Raw genomic sequence first — 26,294 nt, 5'->3', positions numbered from 1 at the left:
GATTGGGGGTCACCACCGGGGTGGCGACAGTGGGACTGGAGGTGACGGGCGGCGGGATGGGCACTGGTGTCGCCACCGGAGTGCCGGGTGCCGGAGCAGAAGCTACCGTGGCCGGTCGACGGATGATGCGACTGGAACCACTGGCGCTGGAACCGCTGCCGAAACGGATGACCTGGCCGACATGGATGACATAGGGTGCCCCGAGGCCGTTCTGGGCTGCCAGGGCACGCCATTCCCAGCCATTGCGGGAGGCGATGGAGAACAGGGTGTCACCGCGCTTGACGCGATACTGCCCGGAAGTGACCTGGGGTACGCTGCTGCGGCCATCGCCGCGGTCGACCACCGGCGCTCGCGAGCCGTTGCTCGAACAGCCCGCCAGCAGCAGGGCCACGAGCATCCCCGCCAGCCAGCCTGAACGCCCTCGTCCTGGAAATCCTTGCGCTCGGGCCTTCACCCGTTCCTCCCGCAGAGTCTGATCATCTACCGTCCGGCCATCCCGCCGGCCTCAAGCGGCCGCAGCCGCCAGGCAGCCTTGGAGCGCGGTACCGGGGTAACGTTCCCTGTCGCTCACTGGGCCAGGGGTCCATTGAGCAGGGGCACGAAACGGACGGCATTGAGTTCGTGGCGGACGAAGCCTTCGGCTTCGCGCACGATCAGCAGGAGCTTCTGCTCCTCGTCGACGCCTACCGGGATCACCAGGCGACCGCCGGGTGCCAGCTGGTCGAGCAGCGCCTGGGGCACTTCCCGCGCCGCGGCGGTGACGATGATGCCGTTGTAGGGCGCCAGCGCCGGCCAGCCTTCCCAGCCATCGCCCCAGCGAAACACCACGTTGCGCAGATTGAGTTCGAGCAGACGCTCCTTGGCTCTGTCCTGCAGCGACTGGATGCGCTCCACGGAAAACACCCGCTCCACGGTCTGCGCCAAGATGGCGGTCTGGTAGCCGGAGCCGGTGCCGATCTCCATGACCTTGTCCAGCGGACCGCCGGCGAGCAGCAGCTCGGTCATGCGCGCCACCATGAACGGCTGGGAAATGGTCTGGTTGTGGCCGATGGGCAGCGCCGTGTCTTCGTAGGCGCGATGGGCCAGGGCCTCGTCGACGAACAGGTGACGCGGCGTACGGCGGATCACCTCCAGCACCTGGGCGTTGGACAGCCCCTCTTCGTAGAGGCGCTGGATGAGGCGCTCCCGGGTGCGCTGGGAGGTCATGCCGATGCCGTGTCTTTGCATATGCTCTTGCCCCTGAGTCATGCCAGCAGCTCCGTCAGAGCCTGCAGGCCGGCGAAACCCTCGCGGAAGGTGCGATCGAACTGCAGTGGCGTCACCGAGACATAGCCTTCCAGCACGGCATGGAAGTCGGTGCCCGGTCCGCCATCCACCGCATCGCCGGAAACCGAGATCCAGTAGCCCGCCTTGCCACGCGGATTGACCTCGCGCACCGGCGGCTTGGCCTGGGCGCGATGACCCAGACGGGTCAGCTGCAGCCCCTTGATCTGCGCAAGCGGCAGATCCGGGATGTTGACGTTGAGGACGGTGCGCGGCGGCAGATCGAAGCGCTCGTGCAAGGCCACGATACGGGCGGCGATCTCGGCCGCGACCGCCATGTTGTCGGCACTGCGCGACACCAGCGAGAAGGCCAGCGCCGGGCGGTTGAGAAAACGCCCTTCCATGGCCGCGGCCACGGTACCGGAATAGAGGACGTCGTCGCCAAGATTGGCGCCCAGGTTGATGCCGGCCACCACCATGTCCGGCGTAGCTTCCAACAGGCCATTGAGGCCGAGGTGAACGCAATCGGTAGGCGTGCCGTTGACGCCCAGGAAGCCGTTGGGCAGGCGCTGCGGATGCAGGGGGCGGTCCAGCGTCAGGGCACTGCTCACGCCGCTCATGTCATAGAGCGGCGCGACTACCTGGCACTCGTAGTCCGCACGGGCGGAGAGCGCGGCATGCAGCGCGGCGATACCGGGGGCCAGCACCCCATCGTCGTTGGCGATCAGAAGTCGCATGGATGTTCCGTCTGCCCTGCCTCGCCAAGCGTTACCAGCTCGCGAACCACTGCGGTGGCAAAACAGCCGGCCGGCAGGACGAATTCGAGTTGCAGAATGTCAGGAGCGGGATAATGCCACGTCAGGCCGCCGATGGGGAGGCGCAGGATGCGCCGTTCATGCGAGAGGCCGGCACCGGCCAGCCAGGCGGGCAGCTCTCCGGCGGCCCTGGCCACCTCCTGTTCCAGGGCCGCGGCCGGACCCTGCACCAGGGATTCACCGGCGCCCCACAGCGGGCCCGTGGGGTGCAGATCGAGCGCCGCCAGGCGCGGATCCGCCAGATCGGCGGCGGTCGCCGGAAAGTGGCTGCGGCTGTCGGTGAAGGCCAGCAGATCGCCCTCCTGCGCCTGATTCCAGGAGTTGTCGGCGATCCGTTCGGCCAGCACCTGATTGAACAGCCAGCTGCGCGCGGCGGACAGCGTCCGTGAACGCCGGTTGCGCTGTTCGGGCAGACGCTGCTCGCGAGCACACGCCTGGGCGTCGGCCAGATTGCCGCCCTGGTAGCCGAAGCGCTGCGGGCCGAAATAGTTGGGTACGCCGCCGGTAGCGATGGCCTGCAGCCGCGCCTCCAGCAGCGCGGCATCGGCCTGGAGCCCGGTCAGGCGCAGGCGGAAGCCATTGGCGGCATGGGCGCCCCGCTGCAGCTTGCGCCGGTGCCGACCCTGCTGGAGGATCACCAGCGTCTCGTCGCAGGCGGCCGCCAGGTCCGGATCGGCCTTGCCGGGCAGGTGCAGGCTGAACCACTGGCGGGTCAGGGCCTGGCGATCCTTGAGGCCGGCGTAGCTGATCGCCCGCTGCGGCACCCCGGCGGCACGCGCCAGGCGGCGCACGGCTTCCTCGGTGTTGAGGCCGCGCTTCTCGACCCACAGCCAGAGGTGCTCGCCATCACCGCTCAGCGGGATGTCCAGCACCTCGTCCACCTGAAAGTCCTCGGCACTGGCCTTGAGAATCGCCTGGCCGCAGGGCTCGCCATGGGCGCGCGGCCCGAGCAGCTGGTCTTCGGTCATAGTGGCAACAGCAGGGCCACGGCGTGCACGGCGATGCCCTCTTCGCGCCCGACGAAACCCAGACGCTCGGTGGTGGTGGCCTTGACGTTGACCTGGCCCAGCTCGACCTGCAGGTCCTCGGCGATGGCCTGGCGCATGGCCTCGATGTGCGGCGCCATCTTGGGCGCCTGGGCGGCGATGGTGCCGTCGACGTTACCGACCTTCCAGCCCTGTTCACGGACCAGCTCGACCACATGGCGCAGGAGCACCCGGCTGTCGGCGCCCTTGAAGCGCGGATCGGTATCGGGGAAATGCTTGCCGATGTCGCCCAGGGCGACCGCACCCAGCAGGGCATCGGCCAGGGCATGCAGCAGCACGTCGCCATCGGAGTGGGCAACCAGGCCGTGGTGGTGGGGAATACGAATGCCACCGAGGGTAATGAAGTCGCCCTCGCCAAAGGCGTGAACGTCGAAACCGTGACCTATGCGCATGAACAGAGACGCCCTGGAAAATGACAGGGCGTCGATTCTACCGGCTGTGGACAGGCGCCGTCGCCCTTACGAGGTCGACAGGGCCGCCGCGTGATGCCGCAGGTGGTCGTCGATGAAGCTGGCGACGAAGAAATAGCTGTGGTCATAGCCTGGCTGCAGCCGCAGTTCCAGCGGATGACCCGTGGCTTCCGCCGCCCGCTGCAGGGCCTGGGGCTTGAGCTGTTCGGCGAGGAAGCTGTCCTGCTCACCCTGGTCGACCAGCAGCGGCAGGCGCTCCTCGGCCTTGGCCAGCAGCGCGCAGGCATCCCACTCCGCCCAGCTGCTGCGGTCGTCACCCAGGTAGTGGGAGAACGCCTTGTGCCCCCAGGGACAATCCAGCGGATTGACGATGGGCGAGAAGGCCGACACCGAACGATAGCGACCCGGATGCCGCAGGGCGCAGATCAGGGCCCCGTGGCCGCCCATGGAATGACCGCTGACGCCGCGGCGATCCGAGACCGGGAAGTTGGCCTCGATCAGCGCCGGCAGCTCCTCCACCACATAGTCGTGCATGCGGTAATGCTTGGCCCAGGGCTGCTGGGTGGCATTGATGTAGAAGCCGGCGCCCAGGCCGAAGTCCCAGGCCTTTTCGGGGTCGTCCGGTACGCCTTCGCCGCGCGGACTGGTGTCCGGCGCCACCAGCACCAGGCCCAGCTCGGCCGCCAGGCGCTGGGCGCCAGCTTTCTGCATGAAGTTCTCGTCGGTGCAGGTCAGCCCCGACAGCCAGTAGAGCACCGGCAGGTCGCTACGGGCTTCCGCCTGCGGCGGCAGGTAGACGGCAAAGGTCATGTCGCAGTCGAGACTGCGCGCGCGATGGCGATAGCGCTTGTGCCAGCCGCCGAAACTCTTGTTGCTGGAGAGCAGTTCGAGACTCATGGTCATCTCCCGAACAGGGGGCGCCCCTGGGCGCCCGCCTGGTGATCAGTAATGGACGACGGTGCGGATGCTCTTGCCTTCGTGCATCAGCTCGAAGGCCTCGTTGATCTGCTCCAGGCCCATGGTGTGGGTGATGAAGGTGTCCAGCGGGATCTCGCCGCTCTGCGCCTTGCGCACATAGCCGGGCAGCTCGCTGCGGCCCTTGACGCCGCCGAAGGCGCTGCCGCGCCAGACGCGACCGGTCACCAGCTGGAACGGCCGGGTGCTGATCTCCTGGCCAGCCCCGGCCACGCCGATGATCACCGACTCGCCCCAGCCCTTGTGGCAGCATTCCAGGGCCGCACGCATCAGGTTGACGTTGCCGACGCATTCGAAGCTGTAGTCGACGCCGCCGTCGGTCAGCTCGACGATGACCTCCTGGATCGGCTTCTGGTGATCCTTGGGATTGACGAAGTCGGTGGCGCCCAGTTCGCGGGCGATGTCGAACTTCGAGGGATTGATGTCGATTGCGATGATGCGGCTGGCCTTGGCCATCTTGGCGCCGATGATGGCGGCCAGACCGATGCCACCCAGACCGAAGACCGCAACGGTGGCGCCCTCTTCCACCTTGGCGGTGTTGAGCACGGCGCCGATGCCGGTGGTCACGCCACAGCCCAGCAGGCAGACCTTTTCCAAGGGTGCCTCGGTAGGGATCTTGGCCACCGAGACCTCCGGCAGCACCGTGTACTCGGAGAAGGTCGAGCAGCCCATGTAGTGGTAGATCGGCTCGCCGTTGTAGGAGAAGCGGGTGGTGCCGTCGGGCATCAGGCCCTTGCCCTGGGTCGCGCGCACCGAGCTGCACAGGTTGGTCTTGCCGGATTTACAGAATTTGCACTGGCCGCATTCGGCGGTGTACAGCGGGATGACGTGATCGCCCACGGCGACCGAGGTCACGCCCTCGCCCACCGCCTCGACGATGCCACCGCCTTCGTGACCGAGGATGCAGGGAAAGACCCCCTCGGAGTCCTGGCCGGACAGGGTGTAGGCGTCGGTGTGGCAGACGCCGGTGGCGACGATGCGGATCAGCACCTCACCGGCCTTGGGCGGCTCGACGTCCACTTCGACGATCTTCAGGGGCTCATTGGGCGCGAAGGCTACGGCGGCGCGGGACTTGATCATGCTCGACTCCAGTAGGACGAAAAAACGAGGTGATCAGTTTAGACGCCAGAAATCCTGGAACAATCGGGCATACTGGAATTCATTTTTGCCACAGGGAAACAATGATGGGTTGGGAGGGTATCGATGAGTTCGTCGCGGTGGCGAACACCCTGCACTTTGGTCAAGCCGCCGATCGCCTGGGCACCTCCACGTCCCACGTCAGCCGTCAGGTGGCAAGGCTGGAGGAGCGTCTGCAGGCGCGTCTGCTCTATCGCAGCACCCGCAGCGTCGCCCTCACCGAAGCCGGTCACACCTTTCTCCAGCACTGCCGACGCCTGCAGGAGGCACGCGACGAAGCCCTGCGCGAGGTCAGCGATCTCTCCAGCCAGCCCAAGGGGCTGATCCGCATGACCTGCGCCGTGACCTATGGCGAACGCTTCGTCGTGCCCCTGGTCAACGATTTTCTCGCCCGCCATCCCGAGGTGAGTCTGGAACTGGACCTGACCAACCGCACCGTCGACCTGCTGCACGAGGGCTACGATCTGGCCATCCGCCTGGGCCGCCTGGCCGACTCGCGTCTGGTAGCGACGCGCCTGGCGCCACGGGAGCTCTATCTGTGCGCCGCGCCGAGCTATCTGGAGCGCTTCGGTGCGCCCCATACCCTGTCCGAGCTGAGTCGCCATCGTTGCCTGGTGGGTACCAGCGATATCTGGAGCTTTCGCGAAAACGAGCGCGAGGTGCTGCACCGGGTCCAGGGCTCCTGGCGCTGCAACAGCGGCCAGGCGGTGCTCGACGCTGCCCTGCGTGGCTTCGGCCTCTGCCAGCTGCCGGATTACTACGTGCAGCCGCATCTGGCCCGCGGCGAGCTGCGCGCCCTGCTGGACAATCGTCAGCCGCCCAATAGCGCGGTCTGGGCGCTTTATCCGCAGCGGCGCTTTCTCTCGCCGAAGATTCGCCTGCTGGTGGAACACCTCAAGCAGGGCCTGGGCACCCCGCGCCCAGGGGCTCGCCACCCAGTGGATTGAGCGCAGCGAGCGAGTCTTTTCAGCGATGGGCCACTGCGGGCCTGGGTCCTAGGCCTCGGCGAAGACCTGTTGCAGCCGCTGCAGGTCTTCGGGGGTGGTGACCTTGATGTTGTCCGCGCGGCCTTCGACCAGGCGCGGCGCATGACCGGCCCATTCCATCGCCGACGCCTCATCGGTGATGGCAGCGCCCGCAGCCAGGCCGGCGCTCAGGGCGTCACGCAGGGCACCGAGGCGAAACATCTGCGGCGTATAGGCCAGCCAGACCTGGCTGCGATCCACGGTTTCGCTCACCCGGCCATCGCGGCCAACGCGCTTGAGGGTATCCCGTGCCGGCACGCCCAGGAGGCCACCCACCGGGTCCTGGGCCAGTTCGGCCAGCAGCCGGTCCAGATCCTCGCGACAGAGATTGGGTCGCGCGGCATCGTGCACCAGCACCCAGTCGCCGTCGGTGGCGCCCTGCTCGCTCAGCAGCAGCAGGCCACCGAGTACCGAGTCGGCGCGCTCGCGACCGCCCGGTGCGCGCAGGATGCGGGCATCGCGGGCGCAGGCCAGCGTCGGCCACCAGGGGTCTTCCGGCGCCAGGCTCACCGCCAGGCCGCGCAGGCGCGGGTGGTCGAGAAAACAGTCGAGGGTGCGCTCCAGCAGACTGCGGCCGCACAGGTCGAGGTATTGCTTGGGTCGGTCGGCACGCATCCGCGCACCCACGCCCGCGGCGGGGATGACCGCCCAGAAGGAAGGCAGGAGGGACATTATTTGGATTGCAGGAAGAGGGTTTCGCCTTGTTTGACCATGCCGAGTTCGTGGCGGGCACGCTCCTCGACGGTCTCCATGCCTTTCTTGAGCTCGACGACCTCGGCTTCGAGGATCTCGTTGCGCTCCAGCAGGCGCTTGTTCTCACCATTCTGGTCGGCGATCTGCTGCTTGAGTTCGCGCACCTGGGCGAAGCTGCCATCACCGACCCACAGGCGATACTGAAGACCGCCGAGCAGCAGGAGCAGGAAGGGGAACAGCCAGTAGGGACTTCGCATGGGAGATAACGGATTCGCGGACGGCGGATGCCGCAAAGGCGGCGGCAGAGACGAAAACAGGATAGAAGCCCAGCTCTACGCTTGTAAACTGGGCATCTATCCTGTGGTCCGTCGGACGTGGCGGGAGGCGCTGACGTGAGTCAGCACCTCCCCGGTCGCTCAGCCCTTAGCTGCGGAACTCGGCACGGCCGCGGTAAGGCGCCTTGGCACCCAGCTGCTCTTCGATGCGCAGCAGCTGGTTGTACTTGGAGACGCGATCGGAGCGGCACAGCGACCCGGTCTTGATCTGACCGGCGGCAGTGCCCACGGCCAGATCGGCGATGGTGGAGTCTTCGGTCTCGCCGCTGCGGTGGGAGATCACCGCGGTGTAGCCGGCGGCCTTGGCCATCTGGATGGCTTCCAGGGTCTCGGTCAGGGAGCCGATCTGATTGAACTTGATCAGGATCGAGTTACCGATGCCCTTCTCGATGCCTTCCTTGAGGATCTTGGTGTTGGTGACGAACAGGTCGTCGCCCACCAGCTGCACCTTGCTGCCGATCTTGTCGGTCAGCGCCTTCCAGCCGGCCCAGTCGGACTCGTCCATGCCATCTTCGATGGAGATGATCGGGAATTGCTCGGTCAGCCCGGCCAGGTAGTCGGCGAAACCGTTGGCGTCGAAGGCCTTGCCCTCGCCGGACAGGTCGTACTGGCCGTCCTTGTAGAATTCGCTGGAAGCGCAGTCCAGGGCCAGGGTCACGTCGGTACCCAGCGCGTAGCCGGCGTTCTTCACCGCTTCGGCGATGGCGGCCAGGGCGTCGGCGTTGGAAGCCAGGTTCGGCGCGAAGCCGCCTTCGTCACCCACGGAGGTGCTCAGGCCCCGAGCCTTGAGCACGGCTTTGAGGTGATGGAAGATCTCGGCACCCACGCGCAGGGCGTCGGCAAAGCTCTTGGCGCCGACCGGCTGGACCATGAATTCCTGGATGTCGACGTTGTTGTCGGCATGTTCGCCGCCATTGATGATGTTCATCATCGGCACCGGCATGGAGTACTGACCGGGGGTACCGTTCAGGTTGGCGATGTGGGCGTAGAGCGGCAGGTCCTGGTCTTCGGCAGCGGCCTTGGCGGCCGCCAGGGACACGGCCAGGATGGCGTTGGCGCCCAGCTTGGCCTTGTTCTCGGTACCGTCCAGCTCGATCATGGCGCGGTCCAGGGCCTTCTGGTCGCTCGGATCCTTGCCCAGCAGCAGGTCACGGATCGGGCCGTTGATGTTGCCCACGGCCTTCAGCACGCCCTTGCCCAAATAACGGCTCTTGTCGCCGTCGCGCAGCTCCAGTGCCTCGCGCGAACCGGTGGACGCGCCGGACGGCGCGGTGGCGCGACCGACGATACCATTGTCCAGGATAACGTCCGCTTCAACGGTGGGGTTGCCGCGGGAATCCAGGACTTCACGTCCCTTGATGTCGACGATGTTAGCCATTTTTGTATCGATCTCCATGTTACCGGTCATTGACGGATCAGCCTTCGGCTGCGCCTGGGCCTTTTGGTTCAGCCGCCGCTTAGGCAGTTTCGATCGGCGTGAACGACTTCACCAGCTCGTCCAGCGCCTTGAGCTGGGCCAGGAAGGGCTCCAGCTTCTCCAGGCGCAGGGCACAGGGGCCGTCGCACTTGGCATGTTCGGGATCCGGATGGGCTTCGAGGAACAGACCGGCCAGGCCCTGGCTCATGCCCGCCTTGGCCAGGTCGGTGACCTGAGCGCGGCGGCCGCCGGCGGAATCGGCGCGACCGCCCGGCATCTGCAGGGCATGGGTCACGTCGAAGAACACCGGGTAGCCGAAGCTCTTCATGACGCCGAAGCCGAGCATGTCGACCACCAGGTTGTTGTAGCCGAAGGAGGAGCCCCGCTCGCAGAGGATCAACTGGTCGTTGCCGGCTTCTTCGCACTTGGCGAGGATGTGCTTCATCTCCTGGGGCGCGAGGAACTGCGCCTTCTTGATGTTGATCACGGCGTCGGTCTTGGCCATGGCCACCACCAGGTCGGTCTGCCGCGAGAGAAAGGCCGGCAGCTGGATGATGTCGCACACCGCCGCCACCGGAGCCGCCTGATAGGGCTCGTGGACGTCGGTGATCACCGGCATGCCGAAGGTGGCCTTGAGCTCTTCGAAGATGCGCAGGCCGGCTTCCATGCCCGGACCACGATAGCTGGTCACCGAGGAGCGGTTGGCCTTGTCGAAGCTGGCCTTGAAGACATAGGGGATGCCCAGCTTCTCGGTCACCTTGACGTATTGCTCGCAGACCTCCATGGCCAGGTCACGGGATTCCAGCACGTTCATGCCGCCGAACAGCACGAAGGGCTTGTCGTTGGCGATCTCGATGTTGCCGACGCGGACGATCTTCTGCACGGTCATGCTCAATCCTTCTTGGCGTAACGCAGGGCGGCGTTGACGAAGCCGCTGAACAGCGGATGGCCGTCACGCGGGGTGGAGGTGAACTCCGGGTGGAACTGGCAGGCGACGAACCAGGGATGGTCCGGGGCTTCCACCACCTCCACCAGGGCGCCGTCGCCCGAGCGACCGGAGATCTTCAGGCCGGCGGCCTGGATCTGCGGCAGCAGGTTGTTGTTGACCTCGTAGCGGTGACGATGGCGCTCGACGATGACGTCCTGGCCGTAGCAGTCGTGCACCAGGGTGCCTTCGCTCAGCTGGCACTCCTGGGCGCCCAGGCGCATGGTGCCACCCAAGTCGGAGCCTTCGGTGCGGATCTCGGTGGCGCCAGTGGCGTCCTGCCACTCGGTGATCAGGCCGACCACCGGGTGCCCGCTGGCCTTGTCGAATTCGGTGGAGTTGGCGTCTTTCCAGCCCAGCACGTTACGGGCGAATTCGATGACCGCCACCTGCATGCCCAGGCAGATGCCCAGGTAGGGAATCTTGTTCTCGCGAGCGTACTGCACGGTGGCGATCTTGCCTTCCACGCCGCGCAGGCCGAAGCCGCCGGGAACCAGGATGGCGTCCACGCCCTTGAGCAGATGGGTGCCCTGCTGCTCGATGTGCTCGGAATCGATATAGCGCAGGTTGACCTTGGTGCGGCTCTGGATGCCGGCGTGGGTCATGGCCTCGATCAGCGACTTGTAGGCGTCGAGCAGTTCCATGTACTTGCCGACCATGGCGATGGTGACTTCCTGCGCGGGGTTGAGCTTGGCGTCCACCACGCGATCCCACTCGGACAGATCGGCCGGCTTGCACTCCAGGCCGAAGCGCTCGATGACGAACTCGTCCAGGCCCTGGGCGTGCAGCACGGAGGGAATGCGGTAGATGGTGTCGACGTCTTCCAGGGAGATGACCGCGCGCTCTTCGACGTTGGTGAAGAGCGCGATCTTGCGACGCGAGGAGCTGTCGACGGTGTGGTCGGACCGGCAGATCAGCACATCGGGCTGCAGGCCGATGGAGCGCAGTTCCTTGACCGAATGCTGGGTCGGCTTGGTCTTGGTCTCGCCGGCGGTGGCGATATAGGGCACCAGGGTCAGGTGCATCAGCATGGCGCGGCGCGCCCCGATCTCCACCCGCAACTGGCGGATGGCTTCGAGGAAAGGCTGCGACTCGATGTCGCCGACGGTACCGCCGATCTCCACCAGGGCCACATCGGCATCGCCGGCGCCCTTGATGATGCGTCTCTTGATCTCGTCGGTGATGTGCGGGATCACCTGCACGGTGGCGCCCAGGTAGTCGCCACGACGCTCCTTGCGCAGCACGTCCATGTAGATGCGACCGGTGGTGAAGTTGTTGTTCTGGGTCACGGTGGTGCGGATGAACCGCTCGTAGTGACCCAAGTCCAGGTCGGTCTCGGCGCCGTCATGGGTGACGAACACCTCGCCGTGCTGGAAGGGACTCATGGTGCCGGGATCCACGTTGATGTAGGGATCCAGCTTGAGCATGGTGACCTTCAGCCCTCTCGCTTCCAGAATGGCGCCCAGGGAAGCCGAGGCGATGCCTTTCCCCAAAGAAGAAACAACACCGCCCGTGACGAAAATAAAGCGCGTCATGAAAATTCCTAGAATCTGCGTTGAGGCGGAGAGCCGCCGATGAAAGCGAGAGCGGTCGGCCTGGCGCCGGACCAATGCACACCGTCCACTCGGAGCGAGCGGAAAATGCGGTATAAGACGGGAGCGTAGTCTAGCCTAAAGGTCATCCCAGCTCAAACCCACCCATGCCGTCTGCGGGCTGCCACTCAAGCCGCCCTCCCCCTGGCAGAGCACTCAGGCCGGGCAGATTGGCCACGGCCAGCAGTTCGTCGCCTCGCCAGAGCAGCGGCAAACGGCCGCGCAGGAAAGGCGGGACCTCCCGCTCGTTGAGCAGGCGCTTGAGATCGCGACTGCCGCGACCGGCTACGACCAGTCGCTCGCCGCCCTGGCGATAGCCGATTCGCCAGCCGGCTTCGACGGCCTGCCCGGTAAAGATCAGGCGGCCATTGCCCCTCAGTTCCAGGGTGCCGACCCGAGCGGCGACCGGCTGGGGAGAGGGCATGACCTGCCAGGCGTCCGGCACCCACCAGATCCGCCCGGCCCCACGGCGCACACTGCCGCCTTCGAGGCGCCAGACGGGATCGCTGGCCGTGCCCGCCTCGCGCACCGCCTGCCAGCCGGCCCAATGGGCGCTGTCGGGCTGGCGCGTCAGCGCAGCCAGCCAGGCACGCAGGGCATTGCGCTGGCGGGCCTCGCTCAAGCGCTGCAAGGGCGCCAGGGCCAGACTGGGCAAGGGAATCCAGGGGAAGGGTTGGGCGACGAGCCGGGCCTGCTGCAGATCCAGGCTGGCCAGTTCGCCGAGCAGTTCGTCGGCTTCGGCCAGGTGACGGGCGCTGCGCGCCATGACCTGATCGACCCCTGGCCAGCGCTGGCGCAACCGTGGCAGCACCTTGTGTCTCAGGTAATTGCGATCCAGCCCGGTATCGGCATTGCTGGGGTCTTCGATCCAGTCCAGCCCTTCGGCTTCGGCATAGGCCAGCAGTGCGGCGCGGGGCTCGTCCAGCAACGGGCGCCAGAGGCGACCGGCCGCCAGCGATCGGGTCTCCGGCATGCCGGCGAGGCCCTTCACACCCGCGCCACGTACCAGCCGCTGCAACAGGGTCTCCAGCTGATCGTCACGATGCTGGCCCAGCACCAGGCAGCCATCCTCCGGCAGCACCCGGGCGAAGGCGGCATAGCGCGCTTCGCGGGCGGCTCGCTCAAGACTGGCGGCGCCATCGGTGCGGACGTGCAGGATAGCGAGAGGAATGGCCAGCCCTTGGCAGACCCGGGTGCAATGCGCGACCCAGGCATCCGCCGCGGCCTGCAGGCCGTGGTGCACATGCACCGCCTGCAGGTCGACCAGCAGGCCGCGCGCGCGCAATCGCGCGCAGAGGTGCAGGAGAACGGTGGAGTCGAGTCCGCCGGAGAAGCCCACTCGCCAGTGACGGGTGGGCGGCTGCCGCTCCAGGCGGGCGTGCAGCCGGTCCAGCAGACTCATGGCCGCGGTATCAGGAAATGCCGTAGCTCATCAGGCGCTTGTAACGACGATCCAGCAGCGCCGGCAGGTCGTAGTCCTTGAGTTCATCCAGCTGCTCCAGCAGTGCGCTGCGCAGGCTGTTGGCCATGGTCTGGGGATCGCGATGGGCACCGCCCAGGGGCTCGTCGATCACCTGGTCGACGATGTTCAGGCTCTTCAGCCGCTCGGCGGTGATGCCCATGGCCTCGGCGGCATCGGGGGCCTTTTCGGCGGTCTTCCACAGAATGGAGGCGCAACCTTCCGGCGAGATCACCGAGTAGGTGGAGTGCTGCAGCATGTTCAGCTGATCGCAGACGCCGATGGCCAGGGCGCCACCGGAACCACCCTCGCCGATCACGGTGGCGATGATGGGGGTCTTGAGGCGCGCCATGACCCGCAGGTTCCAGGCGATCGCCTCGCTCTGACCGCGCTCTTCGGCGTCGATGCCCGGGTAGGCCCCGGGGGTGTCGATAAAGGTCAGGATCGGCATCTTGAAGCGTTCGGCCATTTCCATCAGGCGGCAGGCCTTGCGATAGCCTTCCGGACGCGGCATACCGAAGTTGCGGCGGACCTTCTCGCGTACCTCACGGCCCTTCTGGTGACCGATGATCATCACCGGACGACCTTCCAGGCGGGCGATGCCACCGACGATGGCTGGATCGTCGGCGAAGTGGCGGTCACCGTGCAGCTCTTCGAAATCGCTGAACAGATAGCTGATGTAGTCGAGGGTATAGGGACGCAGCGGATGCCGGGCCAGACGAGCCACCTGCCAGCTGGACAGGTCGCTGAAGATGCTCTTGGTGAGCGCCTGACTCTTCTCCTGCAACCGGGCGATCTCGTCACTGATGTTCAGCGCATTGTCGTTACCGACCAGTCGAAGTTCTTCGATCTTGGCCTGGAGATCGGCGATAGGCTGTTCGAAATCGAGATAGTTCGGGTTCATGGGCATCCGTTATTACAATCTAGAGCCAGGGGCCGGGGCGCCTACCTTAAGGGATCGGACGGGACAGGTCGAGACTCCTGCCACATCACCGGCACCCGCCGCTGGCGAGGGTTGGGACGGAGCGCACGAGGCGCTCGGACTTAACGATAGTTCAGAAAGACGTTCTCCCTGCCGAACTGGTCACGCAGGGTTTGAATCAGGCCATCGGCCGGGTCGATCCGGTAGTTCTCGCCGAACTGCAGCAGCGCCCGCGCGGTGGGCCCCTGGTAGTCGATGGTGACCGGACAGGCGCCGCGATGGCGACCGCACAACTCGCCCAGCCAGCGCAGCCGATCGCCGGCCAGCGCCTCGCTGCGCACGGCGATCCTGAGGCTTTCCGCCAGGGCGGTACGGGCTTCCTCCAGCCCCAGTACCCGCTTGGCGCGCAGGCGCAGGCCACCGGAGAAGTCGTCCTGGCTGACCTCGCCCTCGACGATCACCAGGGCATCGGTCTGCAACAGCGCCTGGGCGGCATTGAAGGCCTCGGCGAACAGCGAGGCCTCGATGCGTCCGGAGCGATCGTCCAGGGTGACGAAGCCCATCTTGTCGCCGCGCTTGTTCTTCATCACCCGCAGGTTGACGATCAGACCGGCCACGGTCTGGGTTTCGCGCGAGGGCTTGAGGTCGACGATGCGCTGACGCGCCAGCCGCCGGACCTCGCCTTCGTATTCCTCGATGGGGTGGCCGGTCAGGTACAGCCCCAGGGTTTCCTTTTCCCCGCGCAGACGCTCCTTGAGATTGAGCTCGCGGGCGCGCCGGTGGTTGGCATAGACGTCGGCCTCGGGTTCGGCAAAGACGCCACCAAAGAGATCCACGTGACCACTGTTGTGACTGCGGGCGGTCTGCTCGGCCGAGGCGATGGCCTCTTCCATGGCCGCCAGCAGTACGGCGCGATTCTGGTCGATGGTCGCCTGATAGGCCTTGAGCTCATCGTGATAGTGCGGCCCCAGGCGGTCCAGGGCACCGGAACGGATCAGGGCTTCCAGAGTGCGCTTGTTGATACGCTTGAGATCCACCCGCGCGCAGAAATCGAAGAGGTCCTTGAAGGGCCCCTCGGCACGCGCCTCGACGATGGCCTCCACCGGCCCCTCGCCCACGCCCTTGATGGCGCCCAGGCCGTAGACGATGCGCCCACCCTCGTTCACGGTGAACTTGAACTCGGAGATGTTCACGTCCGGCGTGTCGATGCGCAGTTTCATATGGCGGCATTCCTCGATGAGGATCACCACCTTGTCGGTGTTGTGCATGTCCGCCGACAGCACCGCGGCCATGAAGGGCGCCGGATAGTGAGTCTTCAACCAGGCGGTCTGGTAGGAAACCAGGCCGTAGGCGGCCGAGTGCGACTTGTTGAAGCCGTAACCGGCGAATTTCTCCACCAGGTCGAAGATGTTGCCCGCCAGCTCGCCATCGATGCCGTTATTGGCGCAGCCCTCGATGAAGCCACCGCGCTGCTTGGCCATCTCCTCGGGCTTCTTCTTGCCCATGGCCCGGCGCAGCATGTCCGCCTGGCCCAGGGTGTAGCCGCCCATGACCTGGGCGATCTGCATCACCTGTTCCTGGTAGAGGATGATGCCGTAGGTGGGCGCCAGCACCGGCTGCAGGCCGTCGTACTGGTAGTCCGGATGCGGATAGGCCAACTCGGCGCGGCCATGCTTGCGGTTGATGAAGTCGTCCACCATGCCCGACTGCAGCGGACCGGGGCGGAACAGCGCCACCAGGGCGATGAGGTCTTCGAGGCAGTCTGGCTTGAGCTTCTTGATCAGCTCCTTCATGCCGCGGGATTCAAGCTGGAAGACGGCGGTGGTCTCGGCCTTCTGCAGCAGGGCGTAGGTCGGCTTGTCGTCCAGCGGGATGAAGTCGATGTTGAGCGGCTCGCGCCCCTCCTCCACTTCCGTGCGGTTGATGGTCTCCAGGGCCCACTTGATGATGGTCAGGGTACGCAGACCGAGGAAGTCGAACTTGACCAGGCCGGCCTGCTCGACGTCGTCCTTGTCGAACTGGGTCACCAGGCCGTTGCCGTCCTCGTCGCAGGCGATGGGCGAGAAGTCGGTCAGCTTGGTCGGCGCGATCACCACGCCCCCGGCGTGCTTGCCGGTGCCGCGGGTGATGCCTTCCAGCTTCAGGGCCATGTCCCAGATTTCCTTGGCGTCCTCGTCGGTCGCCAGGAAGTCGCGCAGCACCTCTTCCTGTTCGAAGGCCTTCTGCAGGGTCATGCCCACTTCGAAGGGGATCATCTTCGACAGGCGATCGGCCAGGCCATAGGACTTGCCCTGCACCCGCGCCACGTCGCGCACCACCGCCTTGGCCGCCATGGTGCCGAAGGTGATGATCTGGCTCACCGCCTCGCGGCCATACAGGTCGGCCACGTACTCGATCACCCGGTCGCGACCGTCCATGCAGAAGTCGACGTCGAAGTCGGGCATGGAGATCCGTTCGGGGTTGAGGAAGCGCTCGAACAGCAGGTCGTAGGCCAGCGGATCGAGGTCGGTGATCTTGAGCACATAGGCCACCAGGGAGCCGGCACCCGAGCCCCGGCCGGGGCCGACCGGCACGCCGTTGTTCTTCGCCCACTTGATGAAGTCCATCACGATGAGGAAGTAACCGGGGAAGCCCATCTGGATGATGATGTCGAGCTCGAAGTTGAGTCGGTCGACATACTCCTGGCGCTTCTCTTCGTAGTTCGGCGTGGTCTCGCGCGGCCAGAGCACGGCCAGGCGCTCTTCCAGGCCCTCGAAGGACACATGGCGCAGGTAGTCGTTGATGGTCATCCCGTTGGGAATCGGGAAGTTGGGCAGGAAATACTTGCCCAGCTGGATCTCGATGTTGCAGCGCTTGGCGATCTCGACGGTATTTTCCAGCGCCTCGGGCAGGTCGCTGAACAGCTCGGCCATCTCGGCCGCCGACTTCAGGTACTGCTGGTCGCTGTACTTGCGCTCGCGACGAGGATCGTCCAGCGGGCGGCCCTCGCCGATGCAGACACGGGTCTCGTGGGCCTCGAAATCCTCGGCCTTGAGAAAGCGCACGTCGTTGGTCGCCACCAGGGCGCCACCGCAGCGATCGGCCAGGGCCACGGCGGCATGCAGGTGCTCTTCGTCACCGACGCGCTCGGTGCGCTGTACTTCCAGATAGAAGCGATCCTGGAAGACCTGCTGCCATTCCGCGAACAGCTGATCGGCCAGGGCCAGATCGCCTTCGAGCAGCGCCAGGCCGACCTCGCCCTCCTTGGAGCCGGACAGGGCGATCAGGCCTTCGCTGGCAGCCTTCACCCAGTCGCGCTGGATGACGATCTGGCCATCCTGCTGACCTTCCTGGAAGCCCCGCGACAGCAGCTCGGTGAGGTTGCGATAACCCTTGGCGTTCATGACCAGCAGGGTCATGCGGCTCAGCGGCGCATCGCCATCGCGACCGGCCAGCCAGATGTCGGCGCCGGCGATGGGCTTGATCCCGGCGCCCATGGCGGCCTTGTAGAACTTGACCAGGGAACAGAGGTTGCCCTGGTCGGTCACCGCCACGGCCGGCATTCCGGCCGCTTCGGCGGCCTTTACCAGCCCCTTCACCCGCACGATCCCGTCGACCAGGGAGTATTCCGTGTGCAGACGCAGGTGGACGAAGGATGCGGACATGGCAGAGACCCCTTGATGCATGAGGCGCGAGATTGTACTGGATTGTCGACCCGGGGTCAGACCGCCGCGACGGCCGTCAGTAGGTCGCGATGATCTGGGTGGAGGCCTGGGTCTCGAGGGCGTGCCAGGCGTCACGCACCGGCGCGAAGGAACGCCGGTGGATGGGCGTGGGCCCCAGGCGCCTGAGCGCATCCAGGTGCTCGGCGGTGGGATAGCCCTTGTGCCCGGCCAGGCCATAGCCCGGATAGAGGGCATCCAGCACCTGCATCTCGCGATCGCGACTCACCTTGGCCAGGATGGAGGCCGCGGCGATCGCCGGGACCTGGCTGTCGCCTTTCACCACCGGCGAACTGGGCACCGCCAGCTTGGGACAGCGATTGCCATCGATCAGGGCCAGCCGCGGCTCCACCTGCAGGCCTTCCACCGCGCGCTGCATGGCCAGCATGGTAGCGTGCAGGATGTTCAACTGGTCGATCTCGGCGACCTCGGCACGGGCCACGCACCAGGCCAGGGCCTTTTCCTGGATCTCGTCGAACAGGGCTTCGCGGCGCGCCAGCGACAGCTTCTTCGAATCGTTCAGCCCGAGAATGGGCTTGCCCGGATCGAGGATCACCGCGGCCGTGACCACGGCGCCGCACAGCGGACCGCGGCCGACTTCATCCACCCCGGCGACCAGTGCCTCGACCAGGTTGAAATCCAGACCCAGCTGCATCAGCTGCGCGACCGCAGGAGATCCAGCACGGCAGCGGCCGCCTCTACCGAGGCATCGCGCCTCAGGCTGTGATGGATGGCCGCGAAGCTATCGGTCTGCTGCTGTGGCTGTTCCAGCAACGGCAGGAGCTCGGCCACCAGCCGTTCCGGCGTCGCCTCGTGCTGGATCAGCTCGGGCACCAGCTTGCGCCCGGCCAGCAGGTTCGGCAGCGAAATGTAGGGACTCTTCACCAGCTGCTTGAGAATCAGATAGGTCAGGGGCGCCACTCGATAGGCGACCACCATGGGTCGCTTGAACAATAGTGTCTCCAGGGTGGCTGTGCCCGAGGCGATCAGCACGCCGTCGCAGGCGGCCAGCACCTCATGGGAACGGCCATCGGTTAGCAGCAGCGGCAAAGGCGGCCGCCCTTCCAGCAACTGCTCCACCTGCGCCCGCCGCGCGGCATTGGCACAGGGCAACACGAAGCGCACGTCAGGACGCACGGCCAGCAACTGAGCGGCGGCGTCGAGAAACAGCGCACCGAGGCGCCCTACTTCGCCACCGCGACTGCCGGGCAGCAGGGCGACGACCTGACCGTCTTGCGGCAGCCCCAGGGCCTGCCGGGCCGCCAGCCGGTCGCTGTCCAAGGGAATGGTATCGGCCAGCGGATGGCCGACGAAGCGCACCGGCACCTGCTGTTCTTCGTAGAAGCGCGCCTCGAAGGGGAACAGGGTCAGCATCAGGTCGCAGCCATCGCGGATCTTCAATACGCGCTTCTGCCGCCAGGCCCAGACCGAGGGGCTGACGTAATGCACGGCGGGAATGCCCGCGCGATGCAGCTGGGCTTCGATCTCGAGGACGAAATCCGGGGCGTCGATACCGATGAAGACATCGGGACGGGCGTCGAGCAACTGAGCGATCAGCGCCTTGCGCCGCCCCAGGAGTTCGCGCAGGCGGCCGAGCACCTCGACCAGCCCCATGACCGCCAGGCGTTCCATGGGAAATTCGGACACCAGGCCCTCGGCTTCCATCCGCGGACCGCCCACCCCCATGAAGGAGATATTCGGGTGCTGCTCGCGCAACGCCTGCATCAGGCCGGCGCCCAGCAGATCACCCGACGCCTCCCCGGCCACCAGCGCCACGCGCAGCGGGCGCTGGGCGAACTCAGCGGGTGATGCCACGCGTCGCACTCAGAATGGAATCGCGGAACACCGCCACTTCGGGAAACTGCTGAGCCACCGGCTCCAGCTCGCGCAGGGCGTCATCGACGGTCAGGCCCTGGCGGTAGACCACCTTGTAGGCGCGGCGCAATTCCTTGATGGCTTCGGCCGAGAAACCCCGCCGCCGCATGCCTTCGAAGTTCATGCTGCGGGCTTCCGCCGGATTGCCGAACACCGTGACATAGGCCGGTACATCCTTGCCAATGGCCGTGCCCATGCCGGAAAAGCTGTGGGCGCCGATGCGGCAGAACTGATGCACCAGGGTATAGCCGGACAGGATCGCCCAGTCATCGACATGCACGTGCCCGGCAAGGGCCGTGTTGTTGACCAGGATGCAGTGATTGCCGATCACGCTGTCATGCCCGATGTGCACATAGGCCATCAGCAGATTGTGATCGCCAATAGTCGTCTCTTCCCGATCCTGCACGGTACCGCGATGGATGGTGACCCCTTCACGGATGGTATTGTGATCGCCGATCCGCAGCCGGGTCGGTTCGCCCTGATACTTGAGGTCAGGGGTGTCCTCACCGATGGACGAGAACTGGAAGATACGATTGTGACGCCCGATCACGGTCGGCCCCTTGAGGATGACGTGAGGACCGACGACGGTCCCCTCGCCAAGCTCGACATCGGGCCCGATGATCGACCAGGGGCCGACCTGGACATCGGCAGCGAGCCGTGCCTTGGGGTCGACGATAGCCCTGGGGTCAATCAACGTCATAGCTTGCGTTCCGCACAGATGATTTCAGCCGAGCAGACCGGCTTGTCGTCCACACTGGCGTGGCATTCGAACTTCCAGATACCGCGCTTGGTGCTGATGAAGCGAGCGTCGAGCATCAGCTGATCACCCGGCGTCACCGGCTGGCGAAAACGCAGCTTATCCGATCCGACGAAGTAGTACAGGGTGCCATCGGCCGGCGAGGAATTCATCATCTTAAAGCCGAGCACGCCAGCGGCCTGCGCCATGGCCTCGACGATCAGCACGCCCGGCATGATCGGGTGCTGGGGAAAATGGCCGGTGAAGAACGGCTCGTTGATGCTGACGTTCTTGTAGGCGCGAATGCGCTTGGCTTCGATATCCAGCTCCAGCACGCGATCCACCAACAGAAAGGGATAGCGATGCGGGAGATATTCACGGATCTCGTTGATGTCCATCATGGTCGGGGAAGGCCTGTTAAGAAAGGGGGAACATCCGATGCAGAATCAAGCATCAGAAGCAGCGTCATCCCGCGAGGTCACGGTAGCAACGATTTTTTCCAGATGTTGCAGACGGCGGGCCATGTCGTCGAGGTGACGAATCCGCGCGGCGCTCTTCTTCCATTCACCGGCCGGCTGCATGGCCGTGCCGGAGGAATAGGCGCCAGGCTCGGTAATCGAGCGGGTCACCATGGTCATACCGGTAACGAACACGTGATCGCACACCTCGATATGACCGACCATGCCCACGCCGCCGGCGATGGTGCAGTGTTTGCCGATCTTGGTACTGCCAGAGATGCCGACGCAGGCGGCCATGGCGGTGTGCTCACCGACCTGGACGTTGTGCGCGATCATGATCTGGTTGTCGAGCTTGACGCCATCGCTGATGACCGTGTTCGCCAGGGCGCCGCGGTCGATGGTGGTATTGGCACCGATCTCGACGTCGTCGCCGATCAGCACGCCACCCAGCTGGGCGATCTTCTGCCACTGGCCACGCTCGTTGGCGAAGCCGAAGCCCTCGGCGCCGATCACGGCCCCGGACTGCACGACGGCGCGCGCACCGATGGTTACGTCGTGATAGAGCGTGACCCGCGGCGCCAGCCAGCTATCGGCGCCGATGACGCTGCGCGCACCCACCACGCAGTGAGCACCGAGACTGACACCTGCGCCGATGCACGCCTGCGCCTCGATCACCACATAGGGACCAATGGCCGCGGTCGGATCGACCTGGGCATCAGCCGCGACCAGTGCAGTCGGATGAATACCGGCCGCGCTGCGCGGTTTGCGATCGAACAGGTGGGAAAGCCGCGCGTAGGCCAGATAGGGATTCGCCAGGATCAGGGCATCGCCGGCATAGCCGTCGGCGTCCTTGTCCGTCAGCAGCACGGCTCCGGCCTGGGTATCGGCCAGGTAACGGCGGTACTGCGGATTGGCGAGAAAACTCAACTGGTCGGGACCGGCCTCGGGCAGGGTAGCCAGACCGGTGACCAGGCGCTCGGACGAACCGCGTAATTCCACGGTCAACTGGCGGCTTTCCAGCCACTGCGCCAGTTCGCCTAGCGTAAAGGTGCTATGACTCATCAACGACCCGCGTTCATGCGCTCGATGACCTGGCGCGTGATGTCGTATTGCGGCTTCACGTCAACCACGGCGCCACGTTCGAGCACCAGATCGTAGTCACCCTTCTTCAGCACCTCTTCGACGGCCTTGTCCAGGCGCGGCTTGAGCAGCTTGAGCATGTCGCGATCCGAGGCGGCCTTGGCGTCGTTGAGTTCCTTGGACTGGAACTGGAAGTCACGGGCCTTCTGGCGGAAGTCGTTCTCCAGACGGGTACGCTCGGCCTGGGCCAGCTTGTCACCGCCCTTGTTGAGCTTGTCCTGAATGTCCTTGGCGGAGCTTTCCAGCCCCTTGAGCTTGTTCAGCTGGGGACCGAACTTCTTCTCGGAATCCACCGCGTACTTCTTGGCGGCATCGGATTCCAGCAGGGCCATCTGGTAGTTCAGGACAGCGATCTTGGTATCGGCGAAGACCGGGGCGGCAACGAGAACGGCAGCGAACAGAGCGTAACGAGTGTACTTGTGCACAGTTGACTCCTGCGTAAAGCGCAAAGGTGTTGCCTGGGTCAGAACGTCTGACCCAGCGAGAACTGGAAGACCTGCGGATCGGAGTTGGCCGGCTTCTTGACCGGGACGCCCAGGCTGAAGCTCAGCGGGCCCAGGGCTGTAACCCAGGTCACACCGACGCCGACGGAGCTGGCCATGTTGGAGAGGCTGATATCTCCGCAATTCGATGTACCGCCGACGCCATCAGCCGCCTTGTAGCAGTTGCCCGTCGAGAACACATTACCCACGTCCCAGAACAACACGGTACGCAGCGATTTCTGATCCTTCACGAACGGCAGAGGGAAGAGGTATTCCACGCCGCCTGTGATCAGGACGTTGCCACCGAATGCCTCTGACTTATCACGGTCACGATAACCCTGCCCCTGAGGCCCATAGTTGGTCTGACCAGTCGCTGGATTGATTCGTGGCGGTGTAGTCCGCGGACCCAGGCTGCTGTCCTCGAAGCCCCGTACCGAGTTGAAGCCACCCGCGTAGTAGTTCTCATAGAACGGCAGGCCGTCGGTACTGCCATAGCTGTCGCCATAGCCCAGCTCGGTGTGGAAGCGCAGCGCCGTAGTGTCGGTCAGCGGAGTGAACAGCTGGCCGCGATAGTCGAGCTTGTAGAAGCTCAGGTCGCTACCCGGGATGGTGATCTGGCCGGTCATGCTCTGAGAGGCGCCACGGGTCGGCAGGACGCCACGGTTCAGCGTCGAGCTCGACCAGCCGATGCTGGCCTTGAAGTTGGTGAAGTTGTCCCCTTCGCGCTCGACGAAATCGTAGATCTCGTCGGCACTGTAGGTACCGGGGTTGATCTCGTCGTTCTGCACGCTCAGACCATAGGTCAGGCGCGAGGTCTCGCTGATCGGATAGCCCAGGGTGACACCGGTACCCAGGCTGTTGATCGAGTAGTAGGAGACGTCACTGTCGTACAGTTTGCTGTAGTCGGTGCTGCGATAGAAGATGTTGTAGCCCAGGCTGACGCCGTCCGGCGTGAAGTAGGGATCGGTGAAGCTGAAGTTGTAGCGACTCTGGTACTGGGAACGGGTCAGACCGATGCTGACCTGGTTGCCGGTGCCCAGGAAGTTGTTCTGGCTGATGGAACCACCGAGGATCAGACCGGCGCTCTGAGCGAAGCCGATGCTGGCGGTGATGGAGCCCGACGGCTGCTCTTCGACGTTGTAGTTGACGTCGACCATGTCGTCGGTGCCCGGTACCTGGGGCGTCTCGACCTTGACTTCCTTGAAGTAGCCCAGGCGCTCGAGGCGGGTCTTGGACTGGTCGATGAGATAGGTGGAAGCCCAACCGCCTTCCATCTGACGCATCTCGCGACGCAGCACCTCGTCCTCGGTCTTGGTGTTGCCGCGGAAGTTGATGCGATTGACGTAGGCACGCTTGCCCGGATCGACCACATAGGTCAGGGACACGCTGTGATCGTCGTCATGGGGCTCGGGCAGACCATTGACGTTGGCGAAGGTATAGCCTTCGTTGCCCAATCGGCGGGTGATCAGATCCGAGGTGCTGGTCATGACCTTGCGCGAGAAGACCTGGCCAGGCTGGACCAGCATCAGTTTGCGCAGCTCTTCCTCCGGCACCTTGAGGTCGCCGGACAGCTTGACTTCACGAACGGTGTACTTCTGCCCTTCGTTGACGTTGACGGTGATGTAGACGTGCTTCTTGTCGGGCGTGATGGACACCTGGGTCGAGGTGATGTCCATGTTGATGTAGCCACGATCCAGGTAATAGGAGCGCAGGCGCTCGAGGTCACCTGACAACTTTTCCCGGGAGTACTTGTCATCGTTACGGAAGAACGACAACCAGTTGCTCGGCTTGAGCTCGAACAGCGAGGTGAGGTCATCTTCGGGGAAGACCGTGTTGCCCACCACGTTGACGTGGGAGATGGTCGCGACCTCGCCCTCGTTGATGGTGATCTTCAGCTGCACCCGATTACGGGGCTGAGGCACCACTTCGGCGTCGATGCTGGCCGAATAACGGCCCTGGGCGACGTACTGGCGCAGCAATTCATTGCGCACGCCTTCCAGCGTCGCACGCTGGAAGATCTCGCCTTCGGCGAGGCCGGCCTGCTTGAGACCCTTCATCAGGTCGTCGCTGGAGATCGCCTTGTTGCCTTCCAGGGTGATGCTGGAAATGGAGGGACGCTCGACCAGGTTCACGACCAGGACGTTACCGTCACGACCCAGCTGGATGTCCTGGAAGAATCCGGTACGGAAGAGCGAGCGCGAGGCTTCGGCCAACTTGTTGTCGTCGACGGACTCGCCGACATTGAGCGGCAGGGCACCGAAGACGCTGCCGGACGATACTCGTTGCAGTCCGTTGACGCGGATATCGGAGATGGTGAAGGACTCGGCGTGTACCTCGCCGATCATCAGCGCGGCTATTACCGCAGGTAGCAGCAGGCGTTTCATGAGTCCCTTTTATTCCAACTGGCAAATAAAGAATCTGCCGCACTGGGCGGCAGATTCGGCAATCAGCAGAGTGTCAGAGGCGACCGAGGTCATTGACCAAGGCCAGCAGCATCACACCCACGACGAGGCTAATACCGATCTGCATGCCCCATGTCTGTACACGCTCGGACAAGGGCCGCCCGCGAATCCACTCGACGAAGTAGAAGACCAGATGACCACCGTCGAGCACAGGGATAGGCAACAGATTCAGAACCCCCAGGCTTATGCTCAGGTACGCCAGAAAATTGAGGAAATCCCCCAGGCCTGACTGAGCTGAAGCGCCCGCCACTTTAGCAATGGTTATCGGCCCGCTCAAGTTTTTTACCGACAGCTCTCCCAAGAGCATCTTCTTCAGGGAAACCAGCGTCAGCACGCTCATCTGCCAGGTTCGGCCGATACCTTCGCCTACGGCAGCCACGGGTCCATAGCTGATTTCGCGAACCATTTCCGCTGGCCACTTGACCGGGGCCACACCCGCACCGAGGTAACCGCTCTCGGTGGAATCGACGCGCCGCGCGCCCAGGCGCAGGGTCAGGTCCCGTTGCTGGCCCTCGCGCTCATAGGTCAGCCTGACCTGCTGACCGGGATGCGCCCGTACCCAGTCCACGGCCTGTTGCCAGTCGCCGATGGAAGTATCGTTCAGGGCGATCAGGCGGTCTCCCGCCTGCAGGCCGGCCGCTTTCGCCGGGCCGGCCGGATCGAGCTCGGCGAAGACCGCCGGAATCTGCGGTCGCCAGGGTTTCAGGCCCAGGGCCTGGATCGGATCGGGATCTTCCGCACCACGCAACCAGGCATCGAGCTGGATGACGCTGCTCTGTTCGGCGGTGGTGCCCGGCACCCGGTAGCTCAGGCGCAGCGGACCGCTTTCACCCAGGCGATCGACCAGCCGCAGATTGACCGCCGACCAGCTGTCTACCGCCGCATCATCGACCGCGGTCAACTCTGCACCGACGGGAATGCCCGCAGTGGCAGCCGGAGTATCGGGCGCGATCGCTCCCACGACCGGGCGCGGCTGCTGGGAGCCAAGCATGGCCAGCAGCCAGAAGAACAGGATGGCGAGCAGGAAATTGGCGATCGGTCCGGCGGCGACGATGGCGATACGCTGACGGACCGTCTTGCGATTGAAGGCCGCATGCTGCTCTTCGGGCGCCACCGGCGCTTCGCGCTCGTCCAGCATCTTCACGTAACCGCCCAGCGGGATCGCGGCCACCACGAATTCGGTGCCTTGACGGTCGTGCCAGCGCAACAGCGGCTTGCCGAAACCTACGGAAAAACGCAGGACCTTGACGCCGCAACGGCGCGCCGTCCAGAAATGGCCATACTCGTGGATGGTCACCAGCACGCCTAGGGCGATCAGGGTTCCCAGTATCGTATAAAGGATGGACATTGGCTGCCTCCGCTACCT

The 26,294-nt window shown here is 65.0% G+C and carries 24 protein-coding genes; 1 reads left to right on the top strand and 23 read right to left on the bottom strand.

Going from position 1 to position 26,294, the window contains the following annotated elements:
- The 7 genes from OMP44_RS19790 to OMP44_RS19760 all read right to left on the bottom strand — a co-directional run.
- On the bottom strand, positions 1 to 397 hold a 397-nt coding region (locus OMP44_RS19790), incomplete at its 3' end, for a LysM peptidoglycan-binding domain-containing protein (protein ID WP_280310640.1).
- Positions 398 to 567: 170 nt separating this feature from the next.
- Positions 568 to 1,206 (bottom strand): protein-L-isoaspartate(D-aspartate) O-methyltransferase, encoded by a 639-nt coding sequence (locus OMP44_RS19785; protein ID WP_007159462.1) that lies wholly within the window; start codon positions 1,204 to 1,206, stop codon positions 568 to 570.
- Positions 1,207 to 1,244: 38 nt separating this feature from the next.
- Positions 1,245 to 2,000: a 5'/3'-nucleotidase SurE gene (gene surE, locus OMP44_RS19780; RefSeq protein ID WP_280310638.1), complete on the bottom strand. Its 756-nt coding sequence runs from the start codon at positions 1,998 to 2,000 to the stop codon at positions 1,245 to 1,247.
- Positions 1,988 to 3,046, bottom strand: coding sequence for a tRNA pseudouridine(13) synthase TruD (gene truD / locus OMP44_RS19775; RefSeq protein WP_187978709.1), 1,059 nt, complete (start codon positions 3,044 to 3,046; stop codon positions 1,988 to 1,990). Before truD ends, surE begins: the two co-directional genes overlap by 13 nt.
- Positions 3,043 to 3,516, bottom strand: a complete 474-nt coding sequence (gene ispF / locus OMP44_RS19770) for a 2-C-methyl-D-erythritol 2,4-cyclodiphosphate synthase (RefSeq protein WP_280310635.1) — start codon at positions 3,514 to 3,516, stop codon at positions 3,043 to 3,045. Before ispF ends, truD begins: the two co-directional genes overlap by 4 nt.
- A 66-nt stretch (positions 3,517 to 3,582) precedes the next feature.
- The gene (gene fghA / locus OMP44_RS19765; RefSeq protein ID WP_166655863.1) at positions 3,583 to 4,437 is read right to left on the bottom strand and encodes an S-formylglutathione hydrolase; all 855 of its coding nucleotides are present in this window, start codon (positions 4,435 to 4,437) and stop codon (positions 3,583 to 3,585) included.
- Positions 4,438 to 4,476: 39 nt separating this feature from the next.
- Positions 4,477 to 5,589 (bottom strand): S-(hydroxymethyl)glutathione dehydrogenase/class III alcohol dehydrogenase, encoded by a 1,113-nt coding sequence (locus OMP44_RS19760; RefSeq protein WP_280310632.1) that lies wholly within the window; start codon positions 5,587 to 5,589, stop codon positions 4,477 to 4,479.
- Between the two features lie 101 nt (positions 5,590 to 5,690).
- On the opposite strand from OMP44_RS19760, the gene OMP44_RS19755 reads away from it, so the two are divergent.
- The gene (locus OMP44_RS19755; RefSeq protein ID WP_133859804.1) at positions 5,691 to 6,593 is read left to right on the top strand and encodes a LysR substrate-binding domain-containing protein; all 903 of its coding nucleotides are present in this window, start codon (positions 5,691 to 5,693) and stop codon (positions 6,591 to 6,593) included.
- A 48-nt stretch (positions 6,594 to 6,641) separates the two neighbouring features.
- Here OMP44_RS19755 and ispD read toward each other — a convergent pair whose 3' ends face one another.
- From ispD to rseP, 16 genes are all read right to left on the bottom strand, one after another.
- Complete coding sequence (gene ispD / locus OMP44_RS19750) at positions 6,642 to 7,343, bottom strand: 2-C-methyl-D-erythritol 4-phosphate cytidylyltransferase (RefSeq protein ID WP_133859805.1); 702 nt, start codon at positions 7,341 to 7,343, stop codon at positions 6,642 to 6,644.
- On the bottom strand, positions 7,343 to 7,621 hold the full coding sequence (locus OMP44_RS19745; protein WP_007159473.1) for a septum formation initiator family protein: 279 nt from the start codon (positions 7,619 to 7,621) through the stop codon (positions 7,343 to 7,345). The genes ispD and OMP44_RS19745 overlap by 1 nt, the downstream gene beginning before the upstream one ends.
- 166 nt (positions 7,622 to 7,787) lie before the next feature.
- Positions 7,788 to 9,077, bottom strand: a complete 1,290-nt coding sequence (eno, locus tag OMP44_RS19740; protein ID WP_133859806.1) for a phosphopyruvate hydratase — start codon at positions 9,075 to 9,077, stop codon at positions 7,788 to 7,790.
- A 79-nt stretch (positions 9,078 to 9,156) separates the two neighbouring features.
- Entirely contained in the window at positions 9,157 to 10,005 is an 849-nt protein-coding gene (kdsA, locus tag OMP44_RS19735; RefSeq protein WP_280310627.1) for a 3-deoxy-8-phosphooctulonate synthase, read from the bottom strand.
- A 2-nt stretch (positions 10,006 to 10,007) separates the two neighbouring features.
- Positions 10,008 to 11,636, bottom strand: coding sequence for a CTP synthase (pyrG, locus tag OMP44_RS19730; RefSeq protein ID WP_158892280.1), 1,629 nt, complete (start codon positions 11,634 to 11,636; stop codon positions 10,008 to 10,010).
- Between the two features lie 142 nt (positions 11,637 to 11,778).
- On the bottom strand, positions 11,779 to 13,095 hold the full coding sequence (gene tilS, locus OMP44_RS19725) for a tRNA lysidine(34) synthetase TilS (protein ID WP_280310623.1): 1,317 nt from the start codon (positions 13,093 to 13,095) through the stop codon (positions 11,779 to 11,781).
- A 10-nt stretch (positions 13,096 to 13,105) separates the two neighbouring features.
- Positions 13,106 to 14,056, bottom strand: coding sequence for an acetyl-CoA carboxylase carboxyltransferase subunit alpha (locus OMP44_RS19720; protein ID WP_187978705.1), 951 nt, complete (start codon positions 14,054 to 14,056; stop codon positions 13,106 to 13,108).
- A gap of 140 nt (positions 14,057 to 14,196) precedes the next feature.
- Entirely contained in the window at positions 14,197 to 17,718 is a 3,522-nt protein-coding gene (gene dnaE / locus OMP44_RS19715) for a DNA polymerase III subunit alpha (RefSeq protein ID WP_187978704.1), read from the bottom strand.
- A gap of 76 nt (positions 17,719 to 17,794) precedes the next feature.
- The gene (gene rnhB, locus OMP44_RS19710; protein ID WP_273862641.1) at positions 17,795 to 18,430 is read right to left on the bottom strand and encodes a ribonuclease HII; all 636 of its coding nucleotides are present in this window, start codon (positions 18,428 to 18,430) and stop codon (positions 17,795 to 17,797) included.
- Positions 18,430 to 19,557: a lipid-A-disaccharide synthase gene (gene lpxB / locus OMP44_RS19705; protein WP_280310659.1), complete on the bottom strand. Its 1,128-nt coding sequence runs from the start codon at positions 19,555 to 19,557 to the stop codon at positions 18,430 to 18,432. Before lpxB ends, rnhB begins: the two co-directional genes overlap by 1 nt.
- A gap of 16 nt (positions 19,558 to 19,573) precedes the next feature.
- On the bottom strand, positions 19,574 to 20,350 hold the full coding sequence (gene lpxA, locus OMP44_RS19700) for an acyl-ACP--UDP-N-acetylglucosamine O-acyltransferase (protein ID WP_187978702.1): 777 nt from the start codon (positions 20,348 to 20,350) through the stop codon (positions 19,574 to 19,576).
- Complete coding sequence (gene fabZ, locus OMP44_RS19695) at positions 20,347 to 20,787, bottom strand: 3-hydroxyacyl-ACP dehydratase FabZ (protein WP_007159483.1); 441 nt, start codon at positions 20,785 to 20,787, stop codon at positions 20,347 to 20,349. Before fabZ ends, lpxA begins: the two co-directional genes overlap by 4 nt.
- Positions 20,788 to 20,832: 45 nt before the next feature.
- Complete coding sequence (gene lpxD / locus OMP44_RS19690; RefSeq protein WP_423815027.1) at positions 20,833 to 21,906, bottom strand: UDP-3-O-(3-hydroxymyristoyl)glucosamine N-acyltransferase; 1,074 nt, start codon at positions 21,904 to 21,906, stop codon at positions 20,833 to 20,835.
- Complete coding sequence (locus OMP44_RS19685; protein WP_017639048.1) at positions 21,906 to 22,409, bottom strand: OmpH/Skp family outer membrane protein; 504 nt, start codon at positions 22,407 to 22,409, stop codon at positions 21,906 to 21,908. The genes lpxD and OMP44_RS19685 overlap by 1 nt, the downstream gene beginning before the upstream one ends.
- Before the next feature lie 38 nt (positions 22,410 to 22,447).
- Positions 22,448 to 24,850: an outer membrane protein assembly factor BamA gene (gene bamA / locus OMP44_RS19680; RefSeq protein WP_273862642.1), complete on the bottom strand. Its 2,403-nt coding sequence runs from the start codon at positions 24,848 to 24,850 to the stop codon at positions 22,448 to 22,450.
- Positions 24,851 to 24,923: 73 nt separating this feature from the next.
- Positions 24,924 to 26,276: a sigma E protease regulator RseP gene (gene rseP, locus OMP44_RS19675; RefSeq protein ID WP_273862643.1), complete on the bottom strand. Its 1,353-nt coding sequence runs from the start codon at positions 26,274 to 26,276 to the stop codon at positions 24,924 to 24,926.
- Positions 26,277 to 26,294: the final 18 nt, after the last annotated feature.

It is taken from the genome of Pseudomonas flavocrustae (genome assembly GCF_029872515.1).
In the GTDB taxonomy this organism is placed as follows: Bacteria; Pseudomonadota; Gammaproteobacteria; order Pseudomonadales; family Pseudomonadaceae; genus Chryseomonas; species Chryseomonas aestiva.
The sequence above is the reverse complement of the archived record's forward strand: the minus strand, read 5'-3'. Positions and strand labels throughout refer to the sequence as shown.